The following is a 16,230-nucleotide window of genomic DNA, read 5'->3' as shown; positions in this document are numbered from 1 at the left end:
TCAGCGTTCGGTCAGTCTGCCAGGGCGTAATCGGCGATACGGATGCCGAGCGCCTTTTCGACCGGCGGATAGACGGCGGGATCTTTGACGCCGGACGAAAGAGGGATCACCGTTTTCGGGACATGCAGGATGAAGATCGCCATGCCCTCATGCAGCTGGCCGACGCTGAGCGGCTCGCCCTCGGTCGACAGCGTCGTGATGACATCGGGGAAGGTGGCGAGACGTTTGCCCCCTGCGTCATCGACGGCCATGTATTCATTCATGATGTGCAGCGTCAGGGCCGTATCATCAGAGCCGACCGTGACCGTGCCGACATCGAAGGCCTCGTTGGTGTAGACCACTGCCTTCTTCGTCACGATGCCTTCCTTCAGGATCGTGCCCGAGGTTGCCTTGACGATCGCGTCGATGACGGCACTCGCCCCCTTCGCTTCCGCTGCGATGATCGCTTCACCGAGGGACAGCGCCAGCGAGATGCCGCCAAGGGCTGCGTTGCGCCTGACGTAGGACGCCCGCAACGGGTTGCGGCAGGATGCGATGAAGCCGCCGGACTGGTCGGCGGCCGTGCGCAGGATCGGCGAGATCTTGGCCGTGGCGCCGCGGACCACGAGCTCAATATACCGGTTCTCCGCCCGGTTGCCACCAACGGCCGTCTGGATCATCTGTTCCGGCGAGCCCGCCATGCCGATTGCGCCCATGTCGCCGGTCGGATGGGCGCGGATATCGCCGACCGCATCAACGACCTTTGTGCCGAGAATGGCGGAGGGCAACCAGCCGTTTAGCGTGGAGGATTTGCCGTTCTGGCCGATGATCAGGCCTGACAGTTTCTCGCCGAGCGCCTCCTGCAGAAGCTGTACGGCCTTCACATAATCCACGCCCTGCATTTCCCAGGGGGTCGTCGAAGCGGGTGCGCCTATGGCAGCAGCCGTCGCCACCCAGTCGTCATCTGCCAGTTCCTCGATCGAGACCAGTTCCGGCTTGCCGATGCTGACGGCCGCGTAGCCCAGCATGCGGCCATGATCGGCCCACCCACCGCCACCAGCGGCATAGACGGAGCCGCCCTTGACGGCCGCCTCGACATCCTTCTCAGTCAGTATGCGTCCCATCTTCGGTCTCCTTCAAGTCGTCGTCCAGTCTCAGAATTGCATCGAGCAGCACAGCCGCCCCGAGCGTGATATCGGCGTTGTCAGCCCATTCTTCCGGCGCGTGGCTGCGCCCGCCGGCGCAGGGGATGAAGACCATGCCTGCCGGGCAGATCCGCGCCATGAAGGCGGCGTCATGCCCGGCCCCGGAGGCCATCCGGCGATGGCTGGCGCCGGTCGCATGGCAGGCCGCTTCCAGGGCGTTGATCGCAAGAGAATGCATCGGGGTCGCGGGATTGTCGGAAAGCAGTTTCGGCGTCGCGATGGCCACGCCTGTCTCCTGCGCCACCGCGTCAACGGCTTCTCCGAGACCAGCGCGGAACCGGTCGATGTCCGGCCGTAATTCGGCTCTGACATCAAGCAGCATTCTGACCCGCGAGGGCACGACATTGGCGGCATTCGGCTCGATCTCGAACTCGCCGACGGTGGCCGCGAAATGCCCCGGTCCTGATGCAAGCTCTTTCCCGAGGCGCTCGATCGCCAGCACCAGCCGGGCAGCTGCTGACAGCGCATCAAGGCGTCCCGTCATCGGCGTTGTCCCGGCATGATCGGCCCGGCCGGTAACGATCACCTCAATGCGGGTGATACCGGCAATTGCCGTCACCACGCCGATGTCGAGACGGGCCTCCTCCAGCACCGGCCCCTGCTCGATATGGAGTTCCAGGAAAGCGCGTATATCCGTCCTGGCGGCAGACACGGACGGGTCGCCGCCGACCATGACAAGCCCTTCCTCAAGGCTGAGGTCGCCGGCCTGGCGGCCCAGCCATTCCACCGGCATGACGCCGGCCATACCCCGGCTGCCGATGCAGGAGACGCCGAAGATCGAGACTTCCTCGGCGAGGAAATCGACGATCTCAAGGTCATGACTGAGGGTGATGCCGCGACCGGCGATGGTGCGCGCGACCTCAAGTGCGGCCACCACGCCGGCAATGCCGTCGAAGCGCCCGCCTTCGGGAACCGTGTCCGAATGGGAGCCGAGCATGAGGGTGCCGCGACCAGGCTCGGTTCCGGCTCGCCGGCCAATCAGATTGCCGCTCGCATCGATCCGGGTTTCAAGGCCTGCGCTTCGAAAGCGATCCTCCAGATAGCGGCGCCCTTCAAGAAAGAGCGGCGTAAAAGCGCGGCGCGTATAGGGGCGATCCGGTTCGGTGATGGCGGCCAGCGCATCGATATCGGCGGCGATCCTGCTCGCATCCACCAGCAGATTGCGCGTCATGACATGCGCCCCGGAAGGGCAAGACTTGCCGGCGGCCTAACGAAGTTTCCGGTCCCTGGCTCCGCCAGCATCCGACTGCCGTCAAAGGCGAGCTTGCCGCGCAGATAGGTGGCCGCCACGCGATATGGCAGCCTGATGCCATTATACGGCGACCAACTGACGACGTTATGGCCGCTTTCTCCCGCGTCGTAGACATGGTTGCTTGGCGTCATCACGGCGATATCGGCATCCTTGCCGACCTCCAGCGCCCCCTTCACGTGATCAATGCGGAAATGCCGTGCGGGGTTCTCGGCCATCAGCCGTGCGGCCCAGGTGAGCGGAATGCCGCGCTCAAGCGCGCCCTTGACGAAGAGCGGAAGCATGACCTCGAGCCCAGGCACGCCGGAGGAATTGGCGAGCATGTCGGGGTTGGTCTTGCGCTGCTCCGACCAGCTGACATGGTCGGTCGAGACAAGCGTGACATTACCGGCCGCGACATGGCGCCAGAGCTTCTCGACCTCGGCGCGCGGGCGGATCGGCGGGTTGATCTTGGCCTTGCCGCCGAGCCGCCTGACATCGTTTTCCTCGTCGAGCACGAGATAATGGATGCAGGCTTCGATGGTTGCGGCATGTCCCTGGGCGCGGTAACCGGCAGCGATCTCGTAACCGCGTCCAAGCGAACAATGCACGACATGGGCGGGGCAGCCGGTCGCGACACCTGTCTCGTAGATCTGGTGCATGGCGAGCAGTTCAGTGAGCGGCGGGCGCGACAGGCCGTGGGCGCGGTAGTCGGTGATGCCTGCCGCCTTCACCGCCTCGATCGCTGCGCGGATAAATTCGTCATCCTCGTTATGCACACCAGCCGGCAGACCGGTCGGTGCGATGGCCTGAAAACACGATTGCAGGAGAGCGGCCGGAATGCGAGGAAAACGTTTCGGATCGGTGCCGAAGGTGGAGAACTTGAAGGCGGCGACCCCGGCCTCGACCTGCTCAGGGATCCGGGCTGGCCCCTCCTCCGGGTCGATCGTGCCGTAAAGCGCAAAATCGACTCGCGCCTGGGAGGACGCGTGCGCCACCTTGCGTTTGACGGCAGCGCCCGAGCAGATCAGGTCACCCTCGTCATAGGGCATGTCAACGATGGTGGTCACACCGCCGGCTGCCGCGGAGCGGGTCGACCAGATGAAATCCTCCTGGCCCTTCTGGCTCAGCGAATGCACCTGTGCATCAATGGCGCCAGGAAGGATCAGCGCCTCGCCCAGATCATGGCGCGCGCGGGCAGAGGGCGCAGCGCCCTGGCCGATTGTGGCGATCAGGCCGTCACGAACAGCAACATAGCCGGAGGGTATGATCCGGTCCGGCAACACCAGAGTTCCCTTGAGTACCAGATCGAAGTCCGTCATGACCTTCTCCCTCTGCGGCGCCGAAACTTACGGTCGTGCCGTGGAGTGTATTGCTTTATTCCCGACCTGGGATATCCCATATGTTGAACAGGGGATGCGTGTTCCCAAGCCATCCCGCGCTCAGAGGCCCCATGGATACGTTCACGCTGATTGCCGCTCATACGGTCCTCACATGCGGAGGGCTGCGGCAGGCAGCACGCACCTTGGCACGCCCCGCTGCAAGCGTCTCCGCCGCACTGATCCGGCTGGAAAAGGCACTGGCGACACCCCTCATGATCAAGACAAAGGCGACGATTGCGCCGACCCTGGAGGCCCAGCGTTTGCGGCCGGATCTCGAAACGGCGGCCGACATTTCCCAGCAGCTGCACAGCCTCCTCGGTTCAGCCGGACAGGGAAATCCTCCCGTTCGGACGCTAAGCCTCCTGGCGCTGCAGCGTTATTGTGATGTTGTGCGCGCCGGCAGCATCCGACGTGCCGCAAGAGACCTCCAAACGGGCCAACCGCAACTCTCTCGGCAGATTGCCGGGCTCGAAACACTGGCTGGGCAGCCACTCCTGGAGCGAACCGTCGGCGGCACGCTGCCCACCGCAATCGGCCGCGAACTTCTGGCGCATGCCGAAGCGCTCGATGCCGTCTGGCAGGGCATGACGCGGCAGGCGGACCGCGATTTTCGCCGGACCATATCGACCTTCCGGCTCGGCACCATCATCCCACTGGGGCATGAGAGCGAAACCGCGCGCCAATTGGCAGCGCTGGCCGCCCGCTGGTTGTCGGAGCGACCGAAGACCCCCCTGTTCATCTCCAGCACGACGGCTGAGGATCTTCTGAGCGGATTGCAGTCTGGCCAATTCGATCTGGCGTTGCTGGACACGGATCTCGTGCCAGCACATCTGGAACGCAAGGTTGTGGCGAACCTGAGCCTTGCGATTGTTGGGCGTCCGCCATTGTTGTCAGACGGAGCCCCGGATCTACCGAGCCTGATCTGCAGCCGGCCGATCGCCGTGCCAAGCAAGCGAAGCGGCTTGCGTCAAATGTTCACGGCCTATCTGGCCTCCCATTTGACCGAGGCCGAACGGGATGGCCTCACGCTGCTCGAAATCGATTCTTTGCCGATCCTGGTCAATCTTGTGCTGGAACATGGATTCCTCGCCGTCTTGCCGGAGGCTTCGTTTGCCAAGATGGACGGGCCGCTTGATGCCGTCAGGCTCGAACCGGATTATGACCTGAAACTCACCCTCGCCTGGCCCCCGAGCTTCGCCGCGCGGCGACTTGCCGATCTGGTGCTGAAGTCGCTTTGGGTGCAACCGACCACCCTGGAATGAATGGATTGGCCAATCACACTGCCGCACCGGGCGAGGCTCAAATGATGCCCCATGCCCGAAATCGCTCCCTGCCGGTCATCTCTCTCAAGCCCAGCTCCAAGACAATCCGCCGTGCCGCCTGCGGCGTCACGCCGAGGGTCTTGGCGACCATGCCGGCCGAGACAAGCGGCCTGGCAAGGACCAGGTCCACGAGTTCCGGTAGTTTTGACGAGGTCCGCCGCCCCTCCAGTTTCCGCTCCATCATTTTTCGCGCCAGCGCCAGCCGATCGTGCTCCTTCAGCCCGAGCTCAGCAGCCGCGATCAGCCCTTCGGCAATGGCCACCAGCCGGGTCTCGCGATGGCGATGCCGGCGCCGGTCGATGGGAATGGTTTTCAGTCCGATGTTGATGGCCGCGAGATGGGTGCCGGTCGTCACGCCTGCTTGGCGGAGGATCGAGGCGACCAACAGTCGTCCAAGCCAGGGCGCATGCTGGAGCACCGCCAGCTCATTCCACGCATCCAGGGCAACGATCCCCCGCAGGACCGCCGGCAGATCCTCCACCTGCCGCAAGACCTCGCTCCATTCCGCCAACCGTTCGTCCTCGTCCCAGTCGAGATCATAGACCAGCGGATCCCTTTCCGGCGCGCTCGCGCTTTCGACGGGCCGCTTTGCCTGTTCGATGGCGGCATCCGATCGGGCGAGCAGAGCGTCGATGGCGGCGAATTCGGCATCGAGCAGGCCGGCGCCGTCATCGCTTTCTTCCGCCTCCCATCCTTCCACGACATCGCCAGTGAGAGGCCCGCTCTCCGCGCTTGCCGCAATGCGGTCCGGCACCGGTGCTGCCATCTGTCCTCGCAAGCTTCGCAGGCCTTCGGCCGATAGCGCCCAGCCGGGCAATTGCGACGCAATGCGCCGTCGGGTTTTCAACACGTCCCGGGCGATGGTAAGTTCGTGAGTGGGCGCGCGAATGTCTCTAAGGGCGTCGTGGAGCACCAGGTCTTCAATATGGACGAGCTCGCCGTCGAGCCACAAGGATGCGCATGCATCGGAAAATTGCATGCGTTCGATCCAGCCGGCGCCGACCGGCGAGCGGGCGACACGCTCATCCAGCCGTGCAAGCGCAACGCCTGCGTCGAAAGCCGGACGCACCACGTCCGTAAAGCTCAACTTGGTGGGATCATAAGCCATTGAAATCGTGGTAAACGATTTCCGAACCGAACTCTATATCCGCCTTAATATTCAACTTGGGAAACGGTTGTCGATGGATCATCTGACTTTCGGTGAGCGCAATTCCTGACAGCCGGTAGTTTAACGCAGGCCATAATGCCCGTATCACCGGGATTTCGGGCTAACTAACGACACCGCGCGTCACCGCGACCTGCGCTGGCTTCACGCCACGGCTGGAATGCATCCAGCGCAGACAGTTTAAAGAAAAAGCGGAGTTACCGCTTATGTTTCGACATAGCCACTGCACCGACTTTAGGTCATGCCTGAAGGCATCCAAAGCGGCACAGCCGTCTTGCAATCTCACGACCTAGTTTAACCTGTGATGAAGCCGTCCGATTCAAGGCGCATGCAGACGGCGCGGGGCTCGGTGTAAGCATGCACGACTTCCGTTCCGAATTCCCGTCCAAGGCCCGACAGTTTCACCCCGCCAAAGGGCATGGATGTATCTAGGACGTTGTGCGTGTTGATCCAGACCGTACCAGCGTCGATCTCGGCAGCCAGAAGATGCGCTTTGTTCAAATCACGGGTCCAGATGCTGGCGCCGAGCCCGAATTCGGTATCGTTTGCAAGAGACTTGATCTGCCGAAGGTCATTGATCGGCATCGCAATGACGACCGGCCCAAACACTTCTTCCCGCGCAATCCGCATACCAGCACGTCCACCGGTCAGCACGGTCGGCTGATAGAAATAGCCCTTTTGGCCGTTACGTGCCGCGCCGCAAAGAGGTACGGCGCCCTCATCGAGGCCGCTGGCGACAAGTGCAGAAACCCGCTCTATCTGGCGCGCGGAAATCAGCGGCCCAAGCTGGGTATCCGGATCAAAGCCGCTGCCCAGTCGAAGCTCGCTGGCGATCCGGGCGACACCCGCACTCACCTCGTCGAAAACCGAGGCTTCAATAAAAAGCCGGGAGCCTGCGGTACAGACCTGCCCGGAGTTGGGGAAAATGGCATTCGCCGCACCGGGGATCGCCTTGTCGAGGTCTGCATCGGCAAGGATGATGGTCGGGGATTTGCCGCCAAGCTCGAGCGTTACGCGCTTCATATGGCGTGCTGAAGCTTGGAGAATGCGCTGGCCTGTCGCCGTGGATCCGGTGAATGCAATCTTACGCACTTTGGGATGATCAACGAGCGCCTGCCCTGCTTCCTGGCCGTAGCCAGTGACGATATTGACTGCGCCGTCCGGTAATCCTGCTTCAAGGATGAGCTCGCCAAGACGAAGCGTGGTAAGCGAAGCCTCTTCCGATGGTTTGAGGACAATCGTGCAGCCGAAGGCGATTGCAGGCGCGATCTTCTGGATCGCTTGCCCAAGCGGGAAATTCCACGGCGTTATCCCACCGACGACACCGACCGGCCTGCGGTCGGTATAGGCGCGATAAGTGCCACCATCATCGAAGAGCGGCGAAAGCGTGATGTACTCCCCGTTGACCTTTGATGCCCAACCGCCGTAGTAGCGCAAAGCGTCGATCGCGAACTGCATATCGACATTCCTGGAGACGAAATAGGGCTTGCCGTTGTCCAGAGTCTCCAGGCGTGCGAGTTCATCGGCATCGCGCTCGATGAGGATGGCCAGCTTCTCAAGCAACCGGCCGCGGTCAATCGGACGCATCTTCTGCCACAAGGTGCTTTCGAAGCAGCGCTGTGCCGCATCAACTGCCCGGCCGATGTCATCCGCAGATCCGGCGGCAATCTCGGCGATCTTGTCTTCCGTCGCTGGGTCGTACACGGTGATAGTTCGACCATCGGCAGCCTCACACCATTTCCCGTCGATCAGCATATGCCCCGGCGGAATCCGCACTGGTGCGCCCCCGGCCCTCTCGATCATCGCTAGCATTCAAAGACACTCCAACTTAATGCGGGTCATGGTGCCGCCGAGCGATCACTTGGGTCTCGAAGATCGGCTGGTCGCGTGGCGCCTCTCAGCATTCAATGGCGTGAAAATGACAACCTTGCGTCGCCAAGGTCCAATAGTATTGGAGAACTGGATCAATCGCAATCTGTTATCGCTGAATGCTCTTGACGCATCCTTTTGCTCTTGATCAGGCGCGTAGGAAGGTCAGGAACCGCTGCAGCGCCGGTAAGGCATGTTGGGCGCGATGAACGAGTGCGAGATTGAGCCCGACATCCAGGCCGTTTACCAAAACAAGTTCAACCCCGTTGGGCTTGCGCCATTTCTGGCATTCGTTGACCAGGGCATTACCCAGTCCCGTTGTGACCAGCGCCAGCATCTCAGCTTCGTTCTCGGCTTCATGCACAACGCTGACTGCGACGCCTGACTGAAACAGGGCACGGTGCAGTTCATCATGAAAGGCAGGACTTGCGCGTCGATGAAACTGGATCATCGGCAGACCGGCAAGCTCCGAAATATCAAGGGATTTCCGCCTTGCAAAAGGGGACGCCGACGGTACGGCGAGCATCACGTGATGGCGAGCAATGTGATGGACGGCCAAAAGCGGATCCTGGGGCGGGTTATAGAGAAATCCCGCATCGATCCGGCCGTCATAAATGCCCTCAACCTGATCTAAACTTCTCATGGAGTTGAGGACCAGCGTCACATTCGGGTTATCCCTCCGAAATGCCATGATGGTCTCGGGGATGACACCGTTCCAGGCTGCCACTTCGATAAAGCCCAGCTTCAGCATTCCAGACTCACCACGCGATACCGCCTGCGTTTCGCTAACCGCATGGCTCAGATCAACGAGGATCTTTCTGCAGTGATCACGAAACGTCACTCCAGCTGCAGACAGTTTTACGCCACGTGGGAGACGCTCGAAAAGAGTGACCCCGAGTTCTCCCTCCAGAAGTTGAATCTGCCTGCTGAGCGCTGGTTGAGCGATGTGGATGCGCTCGGAGGCACGGCCGAAATGCTCGTCCTCGGCAACGGCGATGAAATATCGAATTTGTCTCAGATCCATACAGACTGATAGCAATTCGCTATGATCGATGACAAGCGATAATATTGGACCGATCCCGCCGCAGCCGCCTATCCATTCAGAAGACAAAGATCCGGTTTCTGTCATGGATAGAAACAGGACGCATGAGGGATCGGGTATGAACACTCCATTTACCGCGTTCGAGGCTCAGGCCAATAATCACCCGCAAGCACCAATGCTCATCATACCGGCGAGCGCCGGCCTGAGCTATGCGCCGAACGGGCTTCGCAAGTCCTATAGTGAGGTTCAGAGTGAAGTGCGTGCCATCGCAAGCCGCTTTGCCGAAGCTGGTTATGGCGCGGGATCCCGCGTCGCGCTGCTTCTGGAGAACCGGCCCGAATTCTTTACCGTCTGGCTTGCACTGAACGGACTGGGCGTCTCGATCCTGCCAATCAATCCGGATCTTCGCGCCACCGAACTCGATTACCAGCTTGCTGTCGCCGATGTTGATCTACTGGTAACCTATTCAAAGCAGGCGCCCACCCTGTTGCATCTGCAAGAAGGGCCGGTCCGGGTGATCGAAACGTCTGATCCGATCCCGCCGGCAGGGACCAGGGCCGCGCGCCAGACAGGGGCTGCGGAAGACGAATGCGCGTTGCTTTTCACCTCGGGGAGCACCGGCAAGCCAAAGGGATGCATGCTTTCCAACGCGTACTTCATGAACCTCGCCGACTGGTACATAAACCAGGGCGGGATCGCGGCGATCGAACGCGGCCAGGAGGTGGCGCTGACACCCTTGCCGATGTTCCATATGAATGCTCTCGGCTGCACGGCGCTTGGCATGATCATTTGCGGTGGGGCGATCGTCCCGCTGGACCGGTTCCATGCCAGCCGCTGGTGGCAATCGATCAGCGAGTCCGGCGCGACCATCATCCATTGCCTTGGTGTCATCCCGGCGATCCTGCTGCGGTTGCCGTCATCGCACTTCGATCGTGATCACCGCGTGAAATTTGCCTTTGGTCCAGGTGTCGATGCGCAGCACAAGATTGAGTTCGAAGCGCGCTACGGGATCCCTCTCATCGAGGCCTGGGCGATGACGGAAACGGGCGGTCGCGCAACAACGACCACCGCCTGCGATGACTACACCCCCGGACTGCGCTGTGTCGGTCGTCCCCGCCAGGGCATGGACTACCGCATCATAGACGATTACGGCAACGACGTTGCGCTTGGCACACCAGGTGAACTGATCGTGCGTGCAGCAGGTTGCGATCCGCGCAGCGGCTTCTTCAGCGGGTATCTCAAGGATGAAGAGGCCACCGAAGCTGCATGGGCCGGCGGCTGGTTCCACACTGGCGATGTTCTCTACGAGGACGATAAGGGCCTGCTGTATTTCTTTGATCGGAAAAAAAGCATCGTGCGCCGCAGTGGCGAGAACATTGCGGTCCTTGAAGTCGAAACGGCCCTGCAAGGCAACACGATGATCAAGGCCGTTGCGGTGACGCCCGTACCGGACGAGCTGCGTGGTGAGGAAGTTTTCGCATTTTTCGTTGATGGCACTCATCAGAACCATGGCACCAGAAGGCAGCTGGCAGAGGACGTCGTGCGAGCCGGCGCCCAGCACCTCGCGTATCACAAGCTTCCCGGCTATGTCGCCTTCATCGATGCCCTGCCGCTGAGCTCAACACAAAAACTGCAGCGCGGCGAGATCAAGACTATGGCTGCCGAGTTGGTAAAAGGAGGCCAGGCTATCGACCTGCGTGATCTCAAGGCAAGCCTGCGCCGGAAAGCGGAGCAGGCTTGATGGCGGCTGGGACAGCGCGAAAGTCTTACGATGGAATTGTCGCCGCGGTGCCGGTCACCGTGCCTTACGAACGCTTTTCGATCCATCCCGCGCAATGGTGGCTCGGGCGGGCATTGAGGGCGTTGGTTGATGCTTCTGGTATCAGTCACCGAGATTTCGACGGGTTTGCAATGGCGAGTTTCTCGACCGCTCCCGATACAGCCATCGGGCTTACCCAACATTTCGGCTTGTCGCCGCGCTGGCTCGATCACGTCCCCATGGGCGGTGTCGCGGGCGTCATCTCCCTTCGCCGAGCGGCCAGAGCAGTGCAGGCTGGCGATGCCGATATCGTCGCCTGCGTGGGCGGAGACACCAATCATGTGGATAGTTTCCGGAAAACCCAGGCCAATTTTTCTCGCTTTGCCCAGGACGCGTCCTATCCTTACGGAGCCGGCGGCGCCAATGCGAGCTTTGCGCTGATCGCTCGAAACTACATGAACTGCTTCGGAGCCAGGCGCGAGGATTTCGGCAAGCTTTGCGTTGCCCAACGTGAGAATGCGCTAAAAAACCCCAATGCGCTGATGAAGAAGCCGCTCACGCTCGACCAGTACATGACCGCCCGTGCCATCGCCGACCCGATCCATCTCTTCGACTGCGTCATGCCCTGCGCCGGCGCCGAAGCGTTTCTGGTTATGCGGGAAGAGACGGCGAAATCACTGGGACTGGCATATGCGCATATCCTGTCGACGATAGAGCGTCATCATGCGTTTGCCGACGACGACGTGCAATATCGGGGTGGCTGGGTTCGCGATATCGAGGAACTCTATGCCATGGCGGGAGTCACGCCGGACATGATCGACGTGTTGCAGACCTATGACGACTATCCGGTCATTTCGATGATGCAGTTCGAAGACCTTGGCTTCTGCAGGAAGGGTGAGGGACCGGACTTTGTGCGCAGCCACACGTTCGAGATCGAGGGCAGCTTCCCTCACAACACGAGTGGCGGGCAGCTTTCCGTCGGGCAGGCCGGTGCCGCTGGCGGCCATCTCGGTATCGTTGAGGCACTGCGCCAGGTCATGGGTACCGCTGGCCCGACCCAGGTTATCGGCGCGCATATCGGCCTGGCATCCGGCTTCGGAATGATCAACTACGACCGCGGCCTGGCATCCGGCGCCGTCATTCTTGCGGGATCCAAGACGTGACAGACCCGATCGCACCCCCGAAGCGCAAGAACCCACTGATGAGAACGCGGCGGGCCCTGCTGCCGCCATCTGCCCGCAGTCGCACCGCTCAGGGTTTGACATGGGCAGCGGCTGAGGGCCGGTTTGCGCTACAGACCTGCCAGGAATGCCATCGCTTTGCGTATCCGCCGCGTGACGTCTGTCCGGATTGCCTGTCGAGCCACCTGACCTTTGTCGATGCCCCGGCAGGCGGGATGCTGGTCACGGCAACGACGATCCGCATGACAAGCGATCCCTACTTCCGTGAACGCATGCCGTGGCGTCAGGGCATCGTGACGTCCGATTGCGGTCCCAGGATCATCGCCAATCTGAATCGCGGCTGTTTGGAAGGCGAACGGGTGCGGCTGACGCTTCAACTCGACAAATCAGGCAATGCGGCAGTTTTTGCGTGGCCCGAAAAGGACGAACCTCACATGGATGACGATCCTGCACTCCGCGAAATGACCGCTAATCCGAAATTTCGACGGGCATTGGTTACCGACGGAAGAAACCCGGTCGGCCAAGCCATGGCAAAAGCCCTTTCCAGGGCTGGCGCCACGCAAATCTTTGTCGGGATCGCACAACCGTGGAAGCCTCTTGCCGAAGAGGAAGCCTTGCTCGCGATCAACGGCGTGGAACTGGTTACGCTGGATCTGAACGATGAGAAGTCGGTGGTGGAGCTCGCAGCAGATATCGGCGCCAAAGTCGATATTCTGATCAACACAGCCGATCATACCCGGCCGGTTCATCTCTTCGAGGAAGGCGGTTCCCGTAAGCTCTTCGACGCCATGAATGCCACCGTGCTGGGCTCGATGCGCCTAGCGCATGCCTTCGGACCCGTGATGGTCAGCCGTGGTGCCGATGGGGTCAACTCCGCTGCGGCGTGGGTCAACGTGCTCTCAGCCTACGCTCTGGCCAACCTGCCGGAGTACGGGGTGCTTTCGGTGTCACATGCGGCCAGCCTGTCGCTGTCACATTGGCTGCGATCGGAATTGCGCAATGGCGGCGTCAAGCTGATGAATGCCTTTGTTGGGCCTCTGGACACCGAATGGTTCCAGACCGTCCCGCCGCCAAAAGTTGCGCCGGCGCAACTGGCAGAGGCGGTTGTCGATGGCCTGCGTCTGGGACTTGAAGAAATCTATGTCGGCGACGTGGCCAAAGACATCCGCGCACGCCTCGCAGCAAATCCGAAAGCACTGGAGCGGGAGATCGGCAAATGAACTTGGACGCAGTGACACCTCAATCGACACTTGCCTCGCTCGCCTTAGAGATCGCCACAGGCGCCATCGACGTGATCGACCTGACGCAGACGCTCTCCTCGGATTTCCCAACGATCGTCCTGCCACCAGAGTTCGGCCAGACCGCACCTTTCCGCATGGAGCGCATCTCCTGCTACGACAGCAGGGGGCCGGGTTGGTACTGGAACAACATCTCGTTCGGCGAGCACACTGGCACCCATTTCGACGCGCCGATCCACTGGTATACCGGGAAGGATCTACCCCTTAACACCGTCGATACCCTGCCGATGCCGGACATGGTGGCTCCTGCAGTTGTCATCGACTGCTCGGCTCAGGCGGACGCAGACGCAAACTATCTTCTGAGAAAAGCGGATGCCCTAGCTTGGGAAGACCGGTTTGGGTACATTCCCGCGCGCAGCTGGGTTCTCATGCGGACCGACTGGTCGAAGAAGTCTGGCCGCGAATATGCCAATCTGAAGGAAGATGGTGCCCATACGCCGGGGCCGGACGCGGAGGTCATCCGCTGGCTGGTCGAGGAGCGAAATATTCTCGGGTTTGGAACGGAAACAATTGGTACGGATGCCGGGCAAGCCGGACATCTTTCGCCGCCGCACCCCGCTCACCACTATCTTCACGGAGCGGGGCGATATGGGCTGCAATGCCTGGCCAATCTCGACCGTCTACCGCCGACGGGTGCAATAATTATTACAACGCCGCTGAAGATCCAGAATGGGTCGGGCAGCCCGCTTCGCGTGGTTGCACTCGTGGCTGTCTGAGCCAGGCCCACAAGAGGGAAGTCTCCAAGCCCAATTGCCGTCTCCGTTTCGCCGTTGAGGGCGCGGCCCGGGACGGCAAGCAGGGTCCGCGTCGTATCGCGTGGTCGACGTCGGTCGACCTCCACCGATTCAATCCTGATAAATATTCCAGACGTTACGCCGCAGCCGCGCACATGAAAATAGTTTTGGCTGCGCGAGACCGCGGGCGTCGGCACGCACAGTGCAGCAGCCACACCCAAAGTTCCGGAAGAGTTTGCGTCATATGCCCGGCTTGGCGCTAGGCTTGGGGATTGCCTTTCGCGGCGGCCACCAGTTCTTTGGTGTAGGGGTGCTGCGGGTTGTCGAAGACCTCGTCTACCGGACCCTGTTCGACAATCTCGCCCTTGCACATGACGAGCGCGCGGTCGCAGATGTGGCGGACGACCGCAAGGTCGTGCGAAATCAACAGCAGAGAGAACGAGGCATCGTCGCGAAGGCCGCGTAGCAGTTCGAGGATTTGCGCCTGCACCGAAACATCAAGGCCCGAGACGATCTCGTCGGCGATCAGGAGGCGCGGATTCGAACAGAGCGCGCGTGCAATGTTGACGCGCTGCTTCTGCCCGCCCGAGAGCTGATCAGGAAAGCGTCCGATCGCATCGGGTGGCAGCATGACCTTTGCTAACAGGTCGCGGGCCAGATTGTTTCGCTCCTCGGAAGAAGGCGCGTTGTGGCGACATTCCAGGCCTTGGGTCACAAGGCTGCCGATGCGCCGACGGGGGTTGAGCGCGGATTGCGGATCCTGAAAGACAAGCTGAACCTGATCAAAAAACCTGTCGCGGGGCGTCGTACTGCGATCCAGTCCGACGACCTCGAGCGCACCGTCGGTAACATCCTCCAAGCCGACAATCAGCTTCGTCAATGTGCTCTTGCCCGAACCGCTTTCGCCGACGATGCCGACAAATTCGCGTTCGCGCACCTCGAAGTTCAGCCCGCGCAGAGCCTCGACCTGTTGCACCCGTCCGAGCCAATCTCGTTGCCGGTATGTCTTGCCAAGTGCGCTAGCCCGGAGCACGAATTTATCACCGAGCTCCGCTGCAGCCCGACCTGTCATCAACGGCGGGGGGGCAATGAGTGCGGTCTGTTCTGGCCGATGGCAGGCGGACCAATGGCCGGGTGAGACGGTATGCGGCAAAGGACTGATGGTTGTGCAAACCTCATCTGCAATGGGGCAGCGCGGCGCAAATTCACAGCCCTTCATCACCGTCCTCTCGATGGCGCTGGGCATCGATTTCGGGAGAGTGCGCAGCCGCGTCATCGGTCCGGAGAGGTTCGGCGTCGCCAGATTGAGGCAGCGGGAATAGGGGTGCTTGGGCTCTTTTATGATCTCCCGCGCGTCGCCCCGTTCGGCTACTCGGCCGGCATAGAGAACTGCCACGTCATCGCAGATATCGGCTGCCAACTGGAGGTCGTGGGTAATGAAGAGCATGGAGGTGTTGTGAGCCCCTCGCATCCTTGCAATCAGCTCAACGACTTTCCGTTGGCTCGTGACGTCAAGCGCGGTCGTCGGCTCGTCCGCAATGACAAGACGGGGATTGGAAGCAAAGGCCATCGCGATCAGGACCCGCTGCAACATGCCTCCCGACAGCTGATGCGGATAGCTCTTCAGCAGGTCCAACGGCCGGTCCAAACCCACTTCCGTGAAGAGCTCGATCGCACGCTCCTGGCGCTTTCGCGCCGTGCCGAAGCCCACTCTCGCCAGATGACGGCCGATCTGCTGGCCAATGGTCAATGTCGGGTTGAGTGCCGTCATCGGCTCCTGCGGGATGAAGCCGATATCCCGACCGAGGAGGTCTCTGCGGGTCTTCCGGTTCATGTCTGTGAGCGTCAGACCGTCAAAATCGATCGAGCCGCCTGATATCCGCAGCCCGTTTGGCAACGTATCAGCAATCGCGCTGCCGATCATCGACTTGCCGGCGCCAGATTCCCCAATAATGCCAAGAATTTCTCCCGGACGCACCGCAAGATCGACATTGTGCAGGATTTGCTCGCCCGTTCTAAGGCAAATCTCAAGATTCTTGATGTGTAGGATATGGTGTTCCATCATG

Annotated in this window: 12 protein-coding genes; 5 read left to right on the top strand and 7 right to left on the bottom strand. The window is 61.1% G+C overall.

Features of this window, described 5'->3' with window-relative positions:
• Positions 1-11 precede the first annotated feature (11 nt).
• The 3 genes from DFO46_RS20535 to DFO46_RS20525 are packed head-to-tail and all read right to left on the bottom strand — an operon-like array spanning position 12 to position 3,734.
• A complete protein-coding gene (locus tag DFO46_RS20535) occupies positions 12-1,103 on the bottom strand; it encodes a DUF917 domain-containing protein (protein ID WP_120278860.1) in 1,092 nt (363 codons plus the stop codon).
• Positions 1,084-2,355: a Zn-dependent hydrolase gene (locus DFO46_RS20530; protein WP_120278859.1), complete on the bottom strand. Its 1,272-nt coding sequence runs from the start codon at positions 2,353-2,355 to the stop codon at positions 1,084-1,086. Before DFO46_RS20530 ends, DFO46_RS20535 begins: the two co-directional genes overlap by 20 nt.
• Positions 2,352-3,734 (bottom strand): amidohydrolase family protein, encoded by a 1,383-nt coding sequence (locus tag DFO46_RS20525; RefSeq protein WP_120278858.1) that lies wholly within the window; start codon positions 3,732-3,734, stop codon positions 2,352-2,354. Before DFO46_RS20525 ends, DFO46_RS20530 begins: the two co-directional genes overlap by 4 nt.
• 131 nt (positions 3,735-3,865) lie before the next feature.
• Between DFO46_RS20525 and DFO46_RS20520 the strand changes: the two genes are divergently transcribed.
• Positions 3,866-5,056: a LysR family transcriptional regulator gene (locus tag DFO46_RS20520; protein ID WP_183041979.1), complete on the top strand. Its 1,191-nt coding sequence runs from the start codon at positions 3,866-3,868 to the stop codon at positions 5,054-5,056.
• A 37-nt stretch (positions 5,057-5,093) separates the two neighbouring features.
• Here DFO46_RS20520 and DFO46_RS20515 read toward each other — a convergent pair whose 3' ends face one another.
• The 3 genes from DFO46_RS20515 to DFO46_RS23785 form a co-directional block, all read right to left on the bottom strand.
• Positions 5,094-6,224, bottom strand: a complete 1,131-nt coding sequence (locus DFO46_RS20515) for an RHE_PE00001 family protein (protein WP_120278856.1) — start codon at positions 6,222-6,224, stop codon at positions 5,094-5,096.
• A 351-nt stretch (positions 6,225-6,575) separates the two neighbouring features.
• Positions 6,576-8,093 (bottom strand): aldehyde dehydrogenase family protein, encoded by a 1,518-nt coding sequence (locus DFO46_RS20510; protein ID WP_120278855.1) that lies wholly within the window; start codon positions 8,091-8,093, stop codon positions 6,576-6,578.
• Positions 8,094-8,298: 205 nt separating this feature from the next.
• Positions 8,299-9,279, bottom strand: a complete 981-nt coding sequence (locus tag DFO46_RS23785) for a LysR substrate-binding domain-containing protein (RefSeq protein WP_147412785.1) — start codon at positions 9,277-9,279, stop codon at positions 8,299-8,301.
• Positions 9,280-9,310: 31 nt separating this feature from the next.
• Between DFO46_RS23785 and DFO46_RS20495 the strand changes: the two genes are divergently transcribed.
• Genes DFO46_RS20495 through DFO46_RS20480 form a run of 4 tightly spaced genes read left to right on the top strand, consistent with a single transcriptional unit; the run spans position 9,311 to position 14,146 of the window.
• A complete protein-coding gene (locus tag DFO46_RS20495) occupies positions 9,311-10,933 on the top strand; it encodes an AMP-binding protein (RefSeq protein WP_183041978.1) in 1,623 nt (540 codons plus the stop codon).
• Positions 10,933-12,114, top strand: coding sequence for a thiolase family protein (locus tag DFO46_RS20490; protein ID WP_120278853.1), 1,182 nt, complete (start codon positions 10,933-10,935; stop codon positions 12,112-12,114). The genes DFO46_RS20495 and DFO46_RS20490 overlap by 1 nt, the downstream gene beginning before the upstream one ends.
• Positions 12,115-12,152: 38 nt before the next feature.
• The gene (locus tag DFO46_RS20485; protein ID WP_210210652.1) at positions 12,153-13,352 is read left to right on the top strand and encodes an SDR family NAD(P)-dependent oxidoreductase; all 1,200 of its coding nucleotides are present in this window, start codon (positions 12,153-12,155) and stop codon (positions 13,350-13,352) included.
• Positions 13,349-14,146 carry a cyclase family protein gene (locus DFO46_RS20480; RefSeq protein WP_120278851.1) on the top strand — a complete coding sequence of 266 codons (798 nt, stop codon included), beginning with the start codon at positions 13,349-13,351 and terminating at the stop codon, positions 14,144-14,146. Before DFO46_RS20485 ends, DFO46_RS20480 begins: the two co-directional genes overlap by 4 nt.
• Positions 14,147-14,423: 277 nt before the next feature.
• Here the strand turns inward: DFO46_RS20480 and DFO46_RS20475 are convergent, their stop codons facing one another.
• Entirely contained in the window at positions 14,424-16,229 is a 1,806-nt protein-coding gene (locus tag DFO46_RS20475; RefSeq protein WP_120278850.1) for an ABC transporter ATP-binding protein, read from the bottom strand.
• Position 16,230: the final 1 nt, after the last annotated feature.

It is taken from the genome of Rhizobium sp. AG855 (assembly GCF_003610655.1).
In the GTDB taxonomy this organism is placed as follows: Bacteria; Pseudomonadota; Alphaproteobacteria; order Rhizobiales; family Rhizobiaceae; genus Allorhizobium; species Allorhizobium wuzhouense.
This window is presented reverse-complemented; position numbering and strand designations above follow the sequence as displayed.